Consider the following 974-nt stretch of genomic DNA (forward strand, 5'->3'; position numbering starts at 1 on the left):
TATGGCCACCCTGGAATCGCGCTACCGTCGCAACCTGATCTGTTAATAAGTCAACGATTTTACCTTTGCCTTCGTCACCCCATTGGGTGCCCAAAATGACAACATTCTTACCCATAACTTCTCTTCTCATAGAAAAAGCACAATGCTTTTATTGCTAATTGCCAGCTAAACAAGATACTGACAAGCCTTTAAACTGAATGGACCGCTATCTTAGCCGCCCGAAATAACACTAGCCAACAGGCTCAAGAGCCCATTGTTGATCTTTTAATACCAGCTGTTTGCTACAAGAATACCCTTTCGCAGTATCTGCAGCATTTAACGCTTGAACTACCTGATAGGACTTACGTAGCGCTGCTACCTCACTATGCAATTTTTTATCATCAGACAGAGGTGCAAAGACTCTTTCCTTTTCAGGCGTTTCTGCAGCCAAGCTAGAGACTTTCAAAATAGCTTTTAGATCTGCGCTAAAGCCGGTAGCAGGACGCGAACGTTCGTCCCGACCATGATCAAAACCTTTACCGATATCATCGTAGCGGCCACCTTTCGCTAAGGCATATCCATAACCCAAGCTGAACGCTGAAAACAAAATACCAGTATGATAGCTGTATCCACGTAACTCACAAAAATCGATCCCGATTTCAACACCATCAAAACGAAGCTGAATTTGATCAATAATTCTCTGCAGCTCAGCAATAGCGGAAACAATACCTTCGTTAGCGCTTAGCTTTAAACGCTCAACACTTTGACGAATTTTTTCTAGAGACTCAACACCACCACTTAGGTTGGCAATATCTCTAATAAGTAAAATTATCTCTTTATTTGCATCATCTGCTTGAGCTAAAGCGTCCAATTCAGGTATAGATTTTCGACTAAGTGCATCAAACACTTTAATTTCAGTACTTTCATCAAAGCTTGCAGATTCTAACAGCCCTCGGTAAATTCCGACATGCGCCAGATCAATATGTATACGACCT

General features: G+C 42.0%; 2 protein-coding genes. Both read right to left on the reverse strand.

Annotation, left to right across the window (positions count from 1 at the left end):
- The coding region (locus A3756_RS26270) for an adenylosuccinate synthetase (protein WP_156490722.1) at positions 1–115 on the reverse strand (115 nt) is incomplete at its 3' end.
- A gap of 114 nt (positions 116–229) precedes the next feature.
- Positions 230–974, reverse strand: a 745-nt coding sequence (locus A3756_RS23275) for an ATP phosphoribosyltransferase regulatory subunit (protein ID WP_197481490.1), incomplete at its 5' end; no start/stop codon positions are given.

The sequence above is a fragment of the Oleiphilus sp. HI0086 genome (genome assembly GCF_001635225.1).